Source organism: Mucilaginibacter sp. KACC 22773 (assembly GCF_028736215.1).
Classification (GTDB): domain Bacteria; phylum Bacteroidota; class Bacteroidia; order Sphingobacteriales; family Sphingobacteriaceae; genus Mucilaginibacter.
Genome location: NZ_CP117883.1, coordinates 1,228,100 through 1,242,577, shown reverse-complemented (window position 1 = coordinate 1,242,577; position 14,478 = coordinate 1,228,100). Strand labels below are relative to the sequence as shown.

The window sequence follows — 14,478 nt, the reverse complement described above, 5'->3', positions numbered from 1 at the left end:
ACAAATGAAAGCAGATCAAAAAAGCGCTGGCCCCGTGCGATTCCCCTCTTGAGAGGGGGGAGGGGTGTGTTCTGCAACATAGCTCTCAATTGTTCTTAAAACATTAGCGATATCTTTTCTTACTTCCTGTTCGGTAAAACGAATTACTGTTAAATCATATTTTGCAAGTTCCTGGTCCCGTAAATTATCTGCCTCAGCTTTTTCTTCGTGATTATGATAATGTCCGTCAACCTCAATCACCAAATTTAACTCACTGCAATAAAAGTCTACAATATAATTTAACAACGGTTTTTGCCTATGAAAATCAAAACCAAAGCCTTTTCCCTTTATTTCATTCCAAAGCAATACTTCGCCCAGGGTACTATCGTTTCTTAGCTTGCGGGCTAAGTCTTTCAGGTTTGGGTTGTATGGTGTTATTTTGCGTGGCATAAATACGTATCGCTTTGCTTTAATGGCGTACAACACACCCCTGCAGCCGCACTTTCTTTCGCGCCCCCTCTCGAGAGGGGATTTAAAAAAGCGACATTTTAATCCCTCGGTTCATAATGTGGTACCACAAAACTCTTATTAATATTATCTATAAAACCCAAAATCTCATCCCTGCCCGTTTGTAACTCGGCCGAGGTGATGAAGTATTGCGGGGCTTCTTCAAAAGTTTCCAGCAGGGCTTTTTTAAATTTGGCTATGTTCTGGTCGGTTTTAACGCTCGATTGTTTGTCGGCTTTGGTAAAAACCAGTACAAACGACAGGCCTTTTTCGCCCAGCCAGTTACAAAATTCGATATCTATTTTTTGTGGTTCCAGGCGGCTATCTATCAATACCATAACGCATTGCAGGCTTTCGCGCTTATCAAGGTAGTTATGGATAAATTTATTCCAGTTGGCTTTATTTGTTTTTGAAGCCCGGGCATATCCGTAGCCGGGTAAATCAACAATATACCAGTTGTCGTTAATAAAAAAGTGGTTTATCAACTGGGTTTTGCCTGGTGTTTGCGATGTTTTGGCCAATCCTTTTTTTTGCGTGAGCATATTGATCAGCGAAGATTTGCCTACGTTTGAGCGCCCTATAAAAGCATACTCGGCCTTAATGGGCGGCGGTAGCTTCGAAATTTGGGTATTGCTGCAAATAAATTCGGCCGTTTTAACAATCATGCTGTAAAGGTAATTATTTTTAACTGCAAGCACGTGGCAGCCTTAGGCTTGATGAACCAATGCACTTTAGCTTGTTTACAATAGGTAAACAAATGTAAATGCAATAATACTTAAATTTGATGTTTAAACATGTAAAAAAATGAGCGATTATAAAATACCAGCCCAAACCCGCATTGGCCATGTACATTTAAAGGTAAGCGACCTGCAAAAATCCCTTGATTTTTATTGTGGTTTGCTTGGTTTTGATAAAATGGCGATGTATGGCGACCAGGCCGCGTTTATATCTGCCGGGGGGTATCATCACCATATCGGTTTAAATACCTGGCACAGTAACGGCGCTTCGCCCGCGCCGGAATATGCACCCGGTTTATACCATACTGCTATACTTTACCCCGAACGTAAGGATCTTGCTGCAATTTTGCAGCGGCTGATTGATGCCAAATACCCCATCACCGGCGCATCAGATCATGGCGTATCCGAAGCCATCTACCTGAATGATCCCGACCAGAATGGTGTTGAACTTTACTGGGACAGGCCAAAAGAAAACTGGCCACTCGATGAAAATGGCGACCTGACCATGTTTACCAGGAGGCTGGATATTGAAGGGCTTTTGGCTACAATTAAAGGGTAAGCTGCAAGGCCGCAACTACCATTTAGCACTTGTACTTGATATATTTTGAATGTAACAGGCCGGATAATATTTGACCTGTTACATTTAAATCGCTTTTCGTTGTTATTTTCCGGCTGTATTTTTTGAATTATATTCGTTAATAGCAGCTACCAACGATTCCCATTGCATATGCGAGTAAGTGGCTTTTTTGGCCATGTTCATCATTTTTGCAGCAAAGCCTTTTTTTTCCGAGATAGGCTCGTTACCATATCCGCCTTTTTTATACTTTTCCCATATTTCGGGCGTATCGCCAAAAAGTTTTTGCAAATCGTAATCAAATGCATCCCGGTACTTTTTTTCATCATCTTTTTGCGTGAGCATCTTCCAATGACTTAACAGATCGTCGGTGTTATTCTGGATTTGCTTTTTTACGTCGTCTTCGGTACCAAAGGTTACGTAAACATCCTGTGGATAGGCATAAAACCGGTAAGCCTTAATTCGGCCTAATGCCAGCACTTCCAGCATATGATCGTTTGAGCCAAGGCTTTTTGCCTGTAAATTTTCTAAATCAACATAATGGATCCTGGTAAAAGTACGGTCGCCAACTTTATAGTATTTAAGGTCATCGGCCACGTATTTTTTTGATTTTACGTCTTTACCCGGGTTAGCGGCAACAGTCGCCGAATCTTTTAGGTAAATAAAGCGCTGATTGTACCATGGCGCCTTTTCATATAATGATATCAGGCCGCTTACCCGTGTTCCGTCGTTCAAAATGGCAAAACCGGGTTGATAACTGTCCTGGGCTTTTAAGCCAACCGCTGTAAAAAGCAAAAAGCATATGACAAGCAGATTTTTTCTGTTCATGTGAAAAAGATTTAGTGTTTGTTCACAAACTTATCATATTCTTGCTGGTAATACAAGAAAAACCTAACCTGCAGATAATATTTAAGTTGGAGGATTGAAGCGGTAAGCGTTTAATGTGGGGAGGCCGGTAATATTAATAAAAGTCAATTACATCCCTATAGCCGGCGGTTATTAAATTTTACATTCAATGGGATATCACAAAACATTGAACAGATTTTTTATGCCGGCATCATCGGGCGTTTCGGTTAGAATGATAAAAACGCTGGTACCAATTTGTAAAGGTTTAAATTTGATATAGACCTCTGATAAAGAACTGCGCTCGTTTGATTTAAGATACTTAAACACTTTGTTGGCCAATGCCTTATTTTGATAAATGAATTCGCTTACCCCAAGGTGTTGATTTTTGGGGATGGTGGTAAAATTACAGCATCTAAATGCATCATACTTATAAAGTAGTTTGTTTGTTAAAGTTTGTTTGAAAAAACCGATCTCGTAGCCGACAGAGAAGCTTCCATTTTTAATTTCCTTTGTACTATACCTCAGTTTAGCGCGACAAGTATTTAGTATCCGGTCAATCCTACTCCCGGCATGGTTGGTTACCCGCACACTGTCGTATATAACCTGTGCGCGGGCATTGCCAAAACCCAAACCGAGGCAGCAAATCAGAATCAACTTCCTCATTATGTTAAACTATCAATATTGCAAATTGCTAAAACGTTTTATAACTCTTTTATCCTGATGTTCCGGAAATAAGCCTTATGCCCATGGTCCTGCAGGGCAATTAAACCGGTTTTAGCGGTGCCGTAGTCGGGGTAATCTTTCCATTTACCTTCGGTTTTTTTCTTGTTCCATTCGTCGGTCCAGGCCTCAAAAGCAATTATTTTCGATCCGTTTAGCCAATGTTCTACATGCCCATTGTTGAATACTATTTTGCTGATGTTCCATTTACCAACGGGCTCCAGCTTTTTAAGCGTGTTAGGCAGGTGCATGGCATAATCGCAGCCCGTTTTTTGCCACTCTTCCAATTTGTCGGGCCAGCCTTCATCGTCGATGATCTGGTATTCGGGACCGGTGTTATAGGTAGCATGATATTTGGGGTCTTCAATTACGTGGTATAGTACGCCGCTGTTACTGCCTTTATCAATTTTCCACTCCCACTCCAGTTCAAAGTTGGTATACGCTTTGTCAGTTACAATATCGCCGCCGGTATCGCCTTCGGCCGCGCCCAGGCAAACCAGGGCGCCATCAACTATGGTCCAGTTTTTAACCTCGCCTTTTTTGTTGAAGCTATGCCAGCCATTTAAAGTTTTACCATCAAAAAGGTTTACCCATGGGCCCTTTTTAACAGCCGCTTTTTTTACGTGCGGCGGTACTTTCACACTAACCGCCGATGTTTGCACACAAACCAAAGCCGCCGCAGCCATTACCAACCCCAGTTTTTTCAATTGTTGTTTCATTAGATTTGATTGAATTTTCTTCCGTCTTGATTCTTGACTCTTGAGTCTTAACTCTTCTTCGAAACCTGCATTTTCTCCGGATCCCAAAACATGGGACTATTATTATAATAGCTATCGTTGCATAACAGGGCGGGCGCGGCAGCGCGATAACCAAATACGGCATCTTCGGTTACCTTGCCATTATTACGGATGGCAGTAAAAAAGTTGACCATGTGATCATAAGGACCGCCCATATAACCCTTATCGGCATCATACGTAATTTCTTCAGGCGGCAACATCTTTTTACGTTCGGCATACCCAACACCGGCTTTCTTCAATTTATCTAAATAAAAGGGATCGTCGGATGCAAAAGTTTTGTTGCGTTTAAGGGTTACCTTGTCCCAGGTAATATCCATCGAGCCTTCGCTGCCTACAAGTTTTAAATAGGTAGTGCCGCTGGTGCCATCCACAAAATTGCAACGCAGCGAAAGGTTAAACGCGGGGTGTGCTTGTGTTTTGCCGTAATCAAAAGTACCTAATAATACATCGGGCACTTCGCGGCCATCATTCCAGAAACGTAGCCCACCCGATGCATAAATTTTATTCGGCCCCATCGAGTCGGTTATAAAGTGCAGGCTCGAAAACAGGTGCACAAATAAATCGCCGGCCATGCCGGTGCCATAGTCGGTATAGTTTCTCCAGCGGAAAAACCTTTTTTCATCAAACGGGCGTTTTTTGGTATTGCTGATGTAGGTTTCCCAATCCAGCGTTTGGGGCGATGCATCTGCCGGGATGGGGTATTGCCAAACCTCCAACGGTTCGCGGCGCGCCCAAAATCCTTCTGCATAATTCAGCTGACCGATAGCGCCGCTTTTTAACAGTTCATGCGCTTTCTCGTTACCTAACGATGATACGCCCTGGCTGCCCACCTGGAAAATTTTCCCGGTTTCCTGTTGGGCTTTTATCACTGCCGGGCCCTCGGTAATGGCATGTACCATGGGTTTTTCGCAATATACATGTTTGCCGGCATGCATGGCATCAACAGATATTTGCTGATGCCAATGATCGGGCGTGGCAATTATTACGGCATCAATGTCTTTACGGTTCAGGATTTCTTTATAAACCCTGGTGGTAAAAATATCGGCCCCGTATTTGGCTTTGGCATCTTTAAGGCGGCCATCATACAAATCGCAAACAGCTACCAGCTTTACGCCGGGAACTTTTAGCGCTGTATCGGTATCGCTGTTGCCCATACCACCGGCACCTATCAAGGCAATGTTAATCTGATCGTTAAGCTCATAACCCAATTGCCTTTTTAATATGGCGAAGGGTTTAACGGTACTTTGCGATGCAAACAGGCTGTTGCCAACCGCAACGGCGGCAGTGGTTGTGGTTAATTTTCTAATAAAACTCCGGCGCGAGGATTCTTGTTTTTCTTTCATAGATAAGGGACAATCAATTGATGTATAATTTTAATTTAAAGAAAGCCTGAAAAATTGTTCTCCTTTTAAAGGATAGCCTTGCTGCATTTGCTTAACCTTAAATTGGTTTTTAAAATTAGCGAATTGACTTAACATTTACACAAGCCTGTCAACTTAATCCAACCAGATAAAATCAATCAACATACAATCATTATCTTTGCGCACATTATAAAATGAGCAAAACCATAACTCCGTACAATAATGAGCAGGCCACCAAGAAAGAACAGGTGGCTGATATGTTCAATAATATATCAAAAACTTACGATTTTTTGAACCATTTCATGTCGTTAGGCATCGACATCATCTGGCGCAAAAAAGCTATCAACGAATTAAAAAAAGATCGGCCCAAACTGATCCTCGACGTGGCTACCGGCACCGGCGATTTTGCCTTTGAAGCTTTGAAAATACTGAAGCCCGAAAAAATTGTTGGTGTAGATATTTCACGGGGAATGCTTGACATTGCTGAGCAAAAAATTGCTAAACGTGGTCTGGGCGATAAATTTGGCGTAAAACTGGGCGATTCGGAGAAGCTGCCTTTTGCCAATAATGAATTTGACGCAGTTACGGTAGCATACGGTGTGCGCAATTTCGAGAACCTGGAAGTTGGCCTGGCCGATATTCAACGGGTTTTAAAACCTGGTGGCAAAGCGGTGGTATTGGAGTTTTCAAAACCGAAAGCATTCCCTATAAAACAGTTGTACAATTTTTACTTTAACTATATAACGCCGGGTATTGGCAAGTTATTCAGTAAAGATTCCCGCGCATATAGCTACCTGCCTGAATCTGTCGCGGCCTTTCCCGATGGCAAAAACTTTGTGGCTTTAATGGATAAAGTAGGTTTTAAAAATACCAAACACAGGCCGTTGGCGTTTGGAATTTGTTCGATATACACAGGCGTTAAATGATCAAAAAACGGTACCTCTTACTTTTATGCCTTTTATTTTGCAGCAAAATTTCGCTGGCACAATACGTACCGGCATGGGGCGGAGGTGCCGATCAGCAGGACCTGAGCTTTGGTTTTAGCTTTAGTTATGTAAGCAGCGACCTGCGGATAGTTAAAAAGCCCGACTGGCGCAAACCCTTTTTTGATGCTTCCACCAACAAAAACATCACCGACTCGGTAAACAGCATAAGCTCGAAAAGCCAGCCCGGCTTTGCTATTGGCTTTTTAACCCGGTACACCTTAACCGAACATTTTGAAGTACGTGTAACCCCGTCACTGGTTTTTGCCGACCGGAACCTGAGTTATACTTACGCCAATCCCGACCAGAACCAGGTAAAACAAATTCAGACCACCTCGGTAGAGGTGCCGCTTTCATTCAAGCTAAAATCTGACAGGCTGGGCGATTTTCGCGCTTATATTTTGGGTGGAGTAAAATACACCAAGGCTATCGGCACCAAAAAGGATGAAACCAATCTTGACCCTTTAGATAAGATGGTAAAAAACGTTGGCGGGTTTAGCTCCTACGAAGCGGGCCTGGGCTGCGATATCTATTTCGAGTTTTTTAAGTTGTCGCCACAAATCAAAGTATCCAACTCCTTTGGCAATATCCTGGTGCCCGAAAATCACCCGTTTTCGGCACCTATCAGTAAGTTGTCGTTACATACGGTAATGTTCAGTTTGTTTTTTGAGTAAAACCGTTTATTGCCCGGGTGGCTAAAACCCGCGTACCGGCGCCCTCATCTACACGCGAAGCAAACGAACTCAACCTTTTTTTTTAGCTTTGGCGTTTAAGCATATCGTATATATGAAAATTATTGCCATAGGCCGCAACTATGCCGAACATGCCAAAGAGTTAAATAACCCGGTGCCAACTGTCCCGGTTATTTTCATGAAGCCCGACACCGCACTTTTAAAAGATAATAAGCCATTTTACCATCCAGATTTTTCGGAAGATATTCACCACGAGATTGAACTGGTGCTCAAGGTGAGCAAGGAAGGCAAGCACATAGGCGAAAAATTTGCCGCCGGTTATTATGACGAGATAGGCCTGGGAGTTGATTTTACCGCCCGCGATATCCAGGCCCGCCATAAAGAAAAAGGGTTACCCTGGGAACTGGCCAAGGCTTTTGATGGCTCGGCGCCTATCAGCAGCTTTGTACCCAAATCAAAATTTGCCGATATTTATAATATTAATTTCAAGCTGGATATCAACGGTGAAACCCGCCAGCAGGGTAATACCAACATGCTGATTTTCAGCTTCGAGAGTATTATCGCCTTTGTGTCCCGCTACATCACCCTAAAAAAGGGCGACCTGATATTTACCGGCACACCTGCAGGCGTAGGCCGGGTAAAGGTTGGCGACAGGCTTGAAGGATATATCGGGGATGAAAAAATGCTGGATTTTTGGGTGAAGTAGGATCCCTCCTGTCATTCTGAATAGTAAATCCTGCGGACTCTGAAGGGGAAATGACATGCAATTAAAAACTGTCATGCTGAGGTACGAAGCATCTATTCGCGAACTTTGTGGGCTGTAAGCATGGTGAAAAATAGATCCTTCGTTCCTCAGGATGACAGAGAGATTAAACATGTTATAGGTAGAAACTCAGCATGACAGGATTATTACGATGTCATTTTATATTATCTAATTAAAATTATTCCGCTATCAAGCATGGTAAAAAAAACAATTGTCCTCCTCTCGATATTATTTTTAGGCATATACACACAGCTACCGGCGCAAACAGCCACCATTCAAAGCAGAACTTATCCTCAAAATTATTTCCGCTACCCGCTCGATTTATTGCCGCACACTACCGCTGGCTCATTTGGCGAACTAAGGCCCGCACATTTTCACTCCGGGCTCGATTTTAAAACTAACCAGCGTACGGGCTACCCGGTATACGCTGTAAACGATGGGTATATCTCGCGGGTGCGGGTTCAATTTGGCGGCTTCGGGCGGGCTATTTACATTACGCACCCTAATGGGTATACAACAGTATACGGTCACTTACAAGCTTTTACGCCTGCCGTCGCGGCGCTGGTTAAAGCCTATCAATACGAGCATCAAACTTACGAGGCCGATTTTAAATTGCCCCCTGCCCAGGTTACAGTTTGCAAAAATGATGTAGTGGCTCTCTCCGGTAATGCGGGCGCATCTGCCGGCCCGCATGTGCATTTCGAAATCAGGGATACCCAAACGGAAGAAACTATCAACCCACAATTGTTTGGATTGACAATTCCAGACCAGGTACCGCCTACCATTAGCTCCATCGGCATTTATCACTTAAATGGCAATCCGTTCAGCGAAAAAACACCGCGCGAGTTTATAGCGGTAAGTGGCGCTGCCGGTAATTACCACCCGACTAAACCACAAGTGCTCCATTTAAGCGGCAACATCGGTTTTGGCATCAATACAACCGACATGAACAGTACATCGGCCAACCACAACGGCATCTATTCACTGGAATTAAAGCTGGATGGCCAAACGGTGTACACCTTCGCGGTCGAGCGCTTCGCGTTCGATCAAACACATGCCATTAACGCATATATCGATTATCCATCATATACGCTGGAGCGACGATGGATGCAAAAATGCTTCATAATGCCGGGCAGCCATATTTCGCTTTATCCGCAATCTGTTAACAGGGGCATCATCACCTTTAATGATAATTCACTACACGAGGTTGAATACATTGTTAAAGATGTTGCCGGCAACACATCAACCTTAAAGTTAAAAATACAGGCAAGCCCTTTTAATGCAGTGGCCAATAAAGTAGCAGGGACGCTTTTTCACTATGATACAAAAAGCGAGTTTGGTACCGATAAGGTAAAGGTTATTGTAATGCCCGGCAATTTGTATGACGACCTTGATTTTATCTACTCCATTTCGGCAAAGCCAATGGGCGCCTACTCGTCATTACATCATATCCATAACCGCCTTACCCCTATTCATGAAAATTATGAGTTGTGGATAAAACCAGAAGCCGACCTGGGCAAGTATGCTGATAAGGCCGTTATTGTAAGCACTACCATGGGCTGCGTAGGCGGTTACTACCAGGACGGCTGGGTAAAAAGCCAGACCAGCACCTTTGGCGATTATTTTATTAAACTGGATACCGTGCCACCGGTTATCCACCCGCTTAACATCCGCGATGGCAGCAATATGAAAGCTGCCCGTACCATCAGCTTCAGGATGAGTGATAACCTATCGGGCATCAAAACTTACACCGGAACCATTGATAATAAGTGGGTTTTAATGGAATTGGATTATAAAACTAAAATTCTAAATTATACCTTTGGCGGCGATATCGCACCGGGTAAGCATACATTTAAATTGGTGCTGGTAGATAACAAAAATAATTTTACAGATTTTACCGCGAATTTTTACCGATAACACTTCAAAAACTTATGTCAACATTAAAAGAAGGCGATAAAGCCCCGGATTTTACAGCAAAAGATCAAAACGGAAATACCGTATCGTTATCTGATTATAAGGGCAAAAATGTGATCCTATATTTCTACCCTAAAGATGATACCCCTGGCTGCACGGCAGAATCGTGCGATTTCAGGGATAACTACCAATCATTACTTAGCAAGGGTTACGAAGTGATTGGCGTAAGCACCGACGACGAAAAATCGCATAAAAAATTCGAAACCAAGTATAGCCTTCCCTTTACCCTTATTGCCGATGAAGAAAAATCTATTGTAGAAGCCTACGGGGTTTGGGTAGAGAAGAACATGTACGGCAAGCAATATATGGGCACCGCCCGCACTACCTTCATTATTGACGGCGATGGCAATATTAGCCACGTTATCAGCAAGGTAGACACCAAGAACTCATCACAACAAGTACTCGACTTAGTAAAATAAGTGTTAAAAGAACAATAATTATTTTTACTTTAGCCGTTCAGTTTCCTAAATTTATAATGAAATCAACAATTCAAGACTTAGAAAAAACCGCGTCGCAAATCAGGCGCGACATTGTACGTATGGTACATGGTTGTCAATCGGGCCACCCTGGTGGATCATTAGGTTGCACAGATTTTTTTACCGCCCTATACTTTGAGGCGATGAACCACGATCCTAAATTCAACATGGATGGTATTGGCGAAGACCTTTTCTTTTTATCAAACGGCCATATTTCGCCGGTGTTTTACAGCACCCTGGCACATGCCGGTTATTATGATAAGGCAGAACTGGCAACTTTCCGCAAACTAAATACACGCTTACAAGGTCACCCTACCACCCACGAGCACTTACCGGGAGTACGCATTGCATCGGGTTCATTAGGCCAGGGTTTATCTGTTGCCATCGGCGCGGCTTTGGCCAAGAAACTGAATGGAGATAAATCGCTTGTATATACCTTACATGGTGATGGCGAATTACAGGAAGGACAAATTTGGGAAGCAGCCATGTTTGCACCGCACAACAAGGTTGATAATTTAATTTCGACCATTGACGTTAACGGACAGCAAATTGATGGGCCAACCAACTTAGTGTTGTCGTTAGGCGATCTGCATGCCAAATGGGTAGCTTTTGGATGGGACGTTTTGGAAATGAAAGGTAACGATATGGCCGATGTTGTTAAAACATTGGAATTGGCTAAAAGCCGCACAGGCCAGGGTAAACCTATTATGATATTGATGCACACCGAAATGGGTTACGGTGTAGATTTTATGGCAGGCAGCCACAAATGGCACGGTATCGCACCAAATGATGAACAGCTTAAATTAGCTTTAGCACAATTGGAAGAAACTTTGGGCGACTATTAGGCCGTGCATGCTTTTTTAGGTTGTACGTTGGACGTTTTACGTTCTACGTTTTCCGGGAAATAAGCACATCAGAAGCACACCATTCAAAATAACACGCAGAACGTAAAACGTACCACGTAAAACCCTATCTCAACTCAAATGAAAAAGTATACTTATACAGATAAAAAAGATACCCGCTCGGGCTTTGGCGCCGGGTTGCTGGAAGCCGGCAGAAAAAACGACCAGGTGGTTGCACTTTGCGCCGACCTTATCGGATCGTTAAAAATGAATGATTTCATAAAGGAATTCCCTGAGCGTTTTGTTCAGGTTGGTATTGCCGAAGCAAACATGATGTGTATTGCCGCAGGTATGACCATTGGCGGTAAAATACCTTTTACCGGTACTTTTGCCAATTTTTCAACAGGCAGGGTTTATGATCAAATTCGCCAGTCGATAGCTTACTCTAACAAAAACGTTAAAATTTGCGCATCACACGCCGGCTTAACTTTAGGCGAAGACGGTGCCACCCACCAAATACTGGAAGACATAGGCATGATGAAAATGCTGCCTGGAATGACCGTAATTAACCCTTGCGATTATAACCAAACCAAAGCGGCCACCATGGCTATTGCCGAATATGAAGGTCCGGTTTACCTGCGTTTTGGCCGTCCGGTTGTTCCTATTTTTACCGATCCAGATCAAAAATTCGAGATTGGCAAAGCGTGGATGGTGAACGAAGGCGCAGATGTTACTATATTTGCTACTGGTCACCTTGTTTGGGAAGCTATTTTAGCCGGCGAAAAACTGGCAGAAGAAGGTATTGATGCCGAGATTATTAACATTCACACCATCAAACCTTTGGATGCCGAAGCTGTATTAAAATCGGTAGCCAAAACAGGCTGCGTGGTTACTGCCGAAGAGCATAACCGCCTTGGTGGCTTGGGCGATAGCATAGCGCAATTGCTGGCTGTTAACAACCCTACCCCACAAGAATTTGTAGCGGTGAACGATAGCTTTGGCGAAAGCGGCACACCTGCGCAATTGATGACTAAATATGGTTTAGATGCAGAACATATTGTGCTGGCGGCCAAAAAGGTGATCGAAAGAAAAAACAAAAATGCTTAAATAGCATTTAACTATAAAAATTATAAAATGTTGGTGCAGGTAGAAGATTCAGAGATTTTAAGCAAATTCCAGGACGAAAAAACGCGTAACGAAGCGTTTAACCTGTTGCTTAAAAAATACCAGCAAAAAATTTACTGGCACGTAAGGCGTATGGTTATTGATCATGACGATGCAGACGACCTTACCCAGGATGTTTTTGTAAAAGTTTGGAAAAACCTGTTAGGCTTCAGAAATGACGCTCAGCTGTATACCTGGATGTACCGCATAGCATCCAACGAATGCATTACTTTTTTGAATAAGAAAAAACTTAAAAATAATGTTTCGTTGGATGATGTTGCTTATGAACTTGCTGATACGCTGGCCGATTCAACCTATTTTAACGGAGATGCGGCACAGCGTAAATTGCAGGAGGCTTTGCTTACCCTGCCCGAAAAGCAGAAGCTTGTATTCAATATGAAATATTATGAGGATATGAAGTATGAAGAAATTTCGGCAGTATTGGGTACAAGCGTAGGTGCTTTAAAAGCCTCTTTTCACCTGGCAGTCAAGAAGATAGAAGCATATTTAATCTCGAAAGATTAAATTCAGAATTAATTCAGAATTACGTTAAACCTTTTAGCACTTTGTTCATCTATAGTTATGTATGAAAAGCGATATGGACAATAGGGAATGGCTGGATGACTATAAGTCACTAAAGCAGGTTGGCGCAAACAACCCGTTTTTAGTGCCTGCTGGCTATTTCGACGAATTAGCGCAGCACATAACATCACGCATCAGGCTGGAAGAGCTTAAAAGCTCATCCGAAGGGTTTACTATTCCTGAAAATTACTTTGAACAATTAAACAGCAACATACAAAGCCGCATTAATATCCAGGCAGCTTTAGATACTGAAGAGACTGGTTTTACTACGCCCGAAAATTTTTTTGACGAACAAGCCGGCCAAATCCAAAGCAGAATTGCCATTGAGCAGTACGTGAATAATGAAGCTGAAAGCTTTAGCGTTCCCGAAAATTATTTCGAGGAATTGAATAATAACATCCAAAGCAGGGTGGCCATCGAAGAATACCTGGATGGCCAGGATGAAGGTTTTGCTGTACCTGAAAATTATTTCGACGAGTTAAGCAGCAACATCCAAAGCCGCATAGCGGTAGAGGAGCTGATGAATAATGATGCCGAAACCTTTACCGTGCCGGCAAATTATTTTGAGCAGCTAAGCCAAAACATTTTAGATAAAACAGTTAACGAGGTTATAACGGTTGAGATTGAAGAAACCGACAATGTTATCAGCTTTAAACAAACTGTTGACAAACGCAGTATTGTGCGCAAGATGCTGGCATCGGGCACTTTCAGGTATGCCACCGCTGCCTGTTTTGCGGTTTTAATAAGCATTACTGTTTTGCTTAAAGGCAATTCTGTGCCAGATCATAACCACTCGTTTTTACATGAGCAGGTTTCTTCTGTGCCTGTAGATGAAATAAAAAGCTACCTGGAATTGCACAGCGACGCAAGTGACACCCGCACATTGATAGATGCCAACCAAAAAAGTAACAGTTCAAACGTGGACGAAAATCTGTCGGATTATATAGATGCTAATTAATAAGGAGTTTTAATGGTTAAATTGATCAGGCATATTTTTATAGTACTCTTTTTTATAGCGGTGGGCTATCAATCACGTGCGCAAGCACAACTGGTGCCGGGCGGACGGGTTACCCCTAATACAAAGCTTAAAAAAGGAACAGGTGCCAAGCTTGAGGCAGCCCGTAACAACTACATTAGCAGGCAGCTTGATTTAAGCGACGAGGAAGGCCGAAAATTTTGGCCACTATACCGCTCGTATCAGCAGGAATTGACAGCTGTACGCATCTTAAAACGCCTAAATAACTCCAAAGCAGCATCAAACGGTACCGAACAGATAGACAAGGAAATTTATTACGAAAGTCAACTGGTAGCTATCCGCAAACGTTACAGAGATGCCTTTGCCAAAATTCTGCCCCCCGAAAAGGTGAGCATGCTTTACAAAAGCGAGCAGGAGTTTAATGACGAGCTGATTAAACGCCTAAGCGAAAGCAGCGAAAGAGCGGGGAATTAGTCATTAGTCATTAGTCATTAGTCATTAGTCA

General features: G+C 42.9%; 17 protein-coding genes. 11 read left to right on the top strand and 6 right to left on the bottom strand.

Going from position 1 to position 14,478, the window contains the following annotated elements:
* Window positions 1-15 precede the first annotated feature (15 nt).
* Window positions 16-429 (bottom strand): endonuclease domain-containing protein, encoded by a 414-nt coding sequence (locus PQ469_RS05475; protein WP_274212036.1) that lies wholly within the window; start codon window positions 427-429, stop codon window positions 16-18.
* 98 nt (window positions 430-527) lie between these two features.
* Window positions 528-1,151 carry a ribosome biogenesis GTP-binding protein YihA/YsxC gene (yihA, locus tag PQ469_RS05470; RefSeq protein WP_274212035.1) on the bottom strand — a complete coding sequence of 208 codons (624 nt, stop codon included), beginning with the start codon at window positions 1,149-1,151 and terminating at the stop codon, window positions 528-530.
* A 139-nt stretch (window positions 1,152-1,290) separates the two neighbouring features.
* Here yihA and PQ469_RS05465 point away from each other — a divergent pair, with 139 nt between their 5' ends.
* Window positions 1,291-1,782 carry a VOC family protein gene (locus PQ469_RS05465; RefSeq protein WP_274212034.1) on the top strand — a complete coding sequence of 164 codons (492 nt, stop codon included), beginning with the start codon at window positions 1,291-1,293 and terminating at the stop codon, window positions 1,780-1,782.
* A gap of 102 nt (window positions 1,783-1,884) precedes the next feature.
* On the opposite strand, the gene PQ469_RS05460 is transcribed toward PQ469_RS05465, so the two are convergent.
* The 4 genes from PQ469_RS05460 to PQ469_RS05445 form a co-directional block, all read right to left on the bottom strand.
* Window positions 1,885-2,625: a hypothetical protein gene (locus PQ469_RS05460; protein ID WP_274212033.1), complete on the bottom strand. Its 741-nt coding sequence runs from the start codon at window positions 2,623-2,625 to the stop codon at window positions 1,885-1,887.
* 195 nt (window positions 2,626-2,820) lie between these two features.
* The gene (locus PQ469_RS05455) at window positions 2,821-3,306 is read right to left on the bottom strand and encodes a hypothetical protein (RefSeq protein ID WP_274212032.1); all 486 of its coding nucleotides are present in this window, start codon (window positions 3,304-3,306) and stop codon (window positions 2,821-2,823) included.
* 38 nt (window positions 3,307-3,344) lie between these two features.
* Window positions 3,345-4,082 (bottom strand): 3-keto-disaccharide hydrolase, encoded by a 738-nt coding sequence (locus PQ469_RS05450; protein WP_274212031.1) that lies wholly within the window; start codon window positions 4,080-4,082, stop codon window positions 3,345-3,347.
* Window positions 4,083-4,129: 47 nt separating this feature from the next.
* On the bottom strand, window positions 4,130-5,503 hold the full coding sequence (locus tag PQ469_RS05445; RefSeq protein ID WP_274212030.1) for a Gfo/Idh/MocA family protein: 1,374 nt from the start codon (window positions 5,501-5,503) through the stop codon (window positions 4,130-4,132).
* Window positions 5,504-5,715: 212 nt separating this feature from the next.
* On the opposite strand from PQ469_RS05445, the gene ubiE reads away from it, so the two are divergent.
* The 10 genes from ubiE to PQ469_RS05395 all read left to right on the top strand — a co-directional run bounded on the left by ubiE (window position 5,716) and on the right by PQ469_RS05395 (window position 14,447).
* Entirely contained in the window at window positions 5,716-6,447 is a 732-nt protein-coding gene (gene ubiE, locus PQ469_RS05440) for a bifunctional demethylmenaquinone methyltransferase/2-methoxy-6-polyprenyl-1,4-benzoquinol methylase UbiE (RefSeq protein WP_090651292.1), read from the top strand.
* Window positions 6,444-7,178 (top strand): type IX secretion/gliding motility protein PorT/SprT, encoded by a 735-nt coding sequence (gene porT, locus PQ469_RS05435; protein WP_274212029.1) that lies wholly within the window; start codon window positions 6,444-6,446, stop codon window positions 7,176-7,178. Before ubiE ends, porT begins: the two co-directional genes overlap by 4 nt.
* A 112-nt stretch (window positions 7,179-7,290) precedes the next feature.
* Entirely contained in the window at window positions 7,291-7,902 is a 612-nt protein-coding gene (locus PQ469_RS05430) for a fumarylacetoacetate hydrolase family protein (protein ID WP_274212028.1), read from the top strand.
* A gap of 252 nt (window positions 7,903-8,154) precedes the next feature.
* A complete protein-coding gene (locus PQ469_RS05425; RefSeq protein ID WP_274212027.1) occupies window positions 8,155-9,876 on the top strand; it encodes a M23 family metallopeptidase in 1,722 nt (573 codons plus the stop codon).
* 14 nt (window positions 9,877-9,890) lie between these two features.
* Window positions 9,891-10,352, top strand: a complete 462-nt coding sequence (gene bcp, locus PQ469_RS05420) for a thioredoxin-dependent thiol peroxidase (protein WP_274212026.1) — start codon at window positions 9,891-9,893, stop codon at window positions 10,350-10,352.
* Between the two features lie 56 nt (window positions 10,353-10,408).
* Complete coding sequence (locus PQ469_RS05415; RefSeq protein WP_274212025.1) at window positions 10,409-11,254, top strand: transketolase; 846 nt, start codon at window positions 10,409-10,411, stop codon at window positions 11,252-11,254.
* A 138-nt stretch (window positions 11,255-11,392) separates the two neighbouring features.
* On the top strand, window positions 11,393-12,358 hold the full coding sequence (locus tag PQ469_RS05410) for a transketolase family protein (RefSeq protein ID WP_090651298.1): 966 nt from the start codon (window positions 11,393-11,395) through the stop codon (window positions 12,356-12,358).
* A gap of 27 nt (window positions 12,359-12,385) precedes the next feature.
* Window positions 12,386-12,940: an RNA polymerase sigma factor gene (locus PQ469_RS05405; protein WP_274212024.1), complete on the top strand. Its 555-nt coding sequence runs from the start codon at window positions 12,386-12,388 to the stop codon at window positions 12,938-12,940.
* Window positions 12,941-13,001: 61 nt separating this feature from the next.
* A complete protein-coding gene (locus PQ469_RS05400) occupies window positions 13,002-13,955 on the top strand; it encodes a hypothetical protein (RefSeq protein WP_274212023.1) in 954 nt (317 codons plus the stop codon).
* Window positions 13,956-13,967: 12 nt separating this feature from the next.
* The gene (locus PQ469_RS05395) at window positions 13,968-14,447 is read left to right on the top strand and encodes a hypothetical protein (RefSeq protein WP_274212022.1); all 480 of its coding nucleotides are present in this window, start codon (window positions 13,968-13,970) and stop codon (window positions 14,445-14,447) included.
* Window positions 14,448-14,478: the final 31 nt, after the last annotated feature.

Excerpts from the sequence above, each read along its gene's own strand:
- PQ469_RS05430 (WP_274212028.1), top strand. The coding sequence starts at position 7,291 with ATGAAAATTATTGCCATAGGCCGCAACTATGCCGAACATGCCAAAGAG.
- PQ469_RS05450 (WP_274212031.1), bottom strand. The coding sequence starts at position 4,082 with ATGAAACAACAATTGAAAAAACTGGGGTTGGTAATGGCTGCGGCGGCT.
- PQ469_RS05465 (WP_274212034.1), top strand. The coding sequence starts at position 1,291 with ATGAGCGATTATAAAATACCAGCCCAAACCCGCATTGGCCATGTACAT.
- yihA (WP_274212035.1), bottom strand. The coding sequence starts at position 1,151 with ATGATTGTTAAAACGGCCGAATTTATTTGCAGCAATACCCAAATTTCG.
- bcp (WP_274212026.1), top strand. The coding sequence starts at position 9,891 with ATGTCAACATTAAAAGAAGGCGATAAAGCCCCGGATTTTACAGCAAAA.
- PQ469_RS05445 (WP_274212030.1), bottom strand. The coding sequence starts at position 5,503 with ATGAAAGAAAAACAAGAATCCTCGCGCCGGAGTTTTATTAGAAAATTA.
- PQ469_RS05455 (WP_274212032.1), bottom strand. The coding sequence starts at position 3,306 with ATGAGGAAGTTGATTCTGATTTGCTGCCTCGGTTTGGGTTTTGGCAAT.
- PQ469_RS05425 (WP_274212027.1), top strand. The coding sequence starts at position 8,155 with ATGGTAAAAAAAACAATTGTCCTCCTCTCGATATTATTTTTAGGCATA.
- PQ469_RS05405 (WP_274212024.1), top strand. The coding sequence starts at position 12,386 with ATGTTGGTGCAGGTAGAAGATTCAGAGATTTTAAGCAAATTCCAGGAC.
- PQ469_RS05395 (WP_274212022.1), top strand. The coding sequence starts at position 13,968 with ATGGTTAAATTGATCAGGCATATTTTTATAGTACTCTTTTTTATAGCG.
- PQ469_RS05400 (WP_274212023.1), top strand. The coding sequence starts at position 13,002 with ATGAAAAGCGATATGGACAATAGGGAATGGCTGGATGACTATAAGTCA.
- PQ469_RS05410 (WP_090651298.1), top strand. The coding sequence starts at position 11,393 with ATGAAAAAGTATACTTATACAGATAAAAAAGATACCCGCTCGGGCTTT.
- PQ469_RS05415 (WP_274212025.1), top strand. The coding sequence starts at position 10,409 with ATGAAATCAACAATTCAAGACTTAGAAAAAACCGCGTCGCAAATCAGG.
- porT (WP_274212029.1), top strand. The coding sequence starts at position 6,444 with ATGATCAAAAAACGGTACCTCTTACTTTTATGCCTTTTATTTTGCAGC.
- PQ469_RS05460 (WP_274212033.1), bottom strand. The coding sequence starts at position 2,625 with ATGAACAGAAAAAATCTGCTTGTCATATGCTTTTTGCTTTTTACAGCG.
- ubiE (WP_090651292.1), top strand. The coding sequence starts at position 5,716 with ATGAGCAAAACCATAACTCCGTACAATAATGAGCAGGCCACCAAGAAA.
- PQ469_RS05475 (WP_274212036.1), bottom strand. The coding sequence starts at position 429 with ATGCCACGCAAAATAACACCATACAACCCAAACCTGAAAGACTTAGCC.